At 45.5% G+C, this 703-nt stretch carries 1 protein-coding gene; it reads right to left on the reverse strand.

Going from position 1 to position 703, the window contains the following annotated elements:
- The coding region (locus KIV40_RS30045; RefSeq protein ID WP_285352928.1) for an FAD-dependent oxidoreductase at window positions 1-703 on the reverse strand (703 nt) is incomplete at both ends.

Here is a 703-nt window from a genome sequence, read left to right on the forward strand (position 1 = left end):
CAGGCTAATTCGTAATCCAGTACTTTCAAACATGAAGATCCCAAGAAGCCTTCCATGTAGGTGTCTTTGCCTGCAAGCTTATCTGCCATCATACGCGCTTGCTTGTTGGCGGTGGTTGCCAGTGGCACATATACGGATTTTCCTAATGCCATGTGATGAACCACGGCACAGTCACCCACAGCGTAGATATGTGGATCTTCGGTTGCTCCATATTCGTTGACCAGTAATGCACCATTGACTGCTTTTGGAAGCTCGAAGAACTCAGTATTTGGCTTGAAACCAAGTGACATGATGACTACGTCAGTTTCAACATTGCCATTATCCGTTTCTACTGTGTAACCACCATTATCTGCATCTCGAATGGCTGAAACGCTACAACCTGTTTTTAGCTCGGATCCAGACTCACGAATGGCTCCTTCAACCACTTCGATCATTTCAGGACTAAACTGACGACTCATTACATGCTGTTCGCGTTCGATGATAGTGACGTCTTTACCAAGCTCATGTGCCGCATCGAACACTTCAAGTCCGATGAACCCACCACCAATAACACAAATACGCTGTTTACTGTTGTTCTTTAATGCCTCTTTAACGGCTAGGCCATCTTCCATGCTGGTTAAGGTATGGACGTTTTCAGGGTTATATTCACCGAATGGAGGAACGATAGGGCGAGCGCCAGTCGCAATTACTAACATATCGTAAT

This window comes from Vibrio sp. D173a (assembly GCF_030248475.1).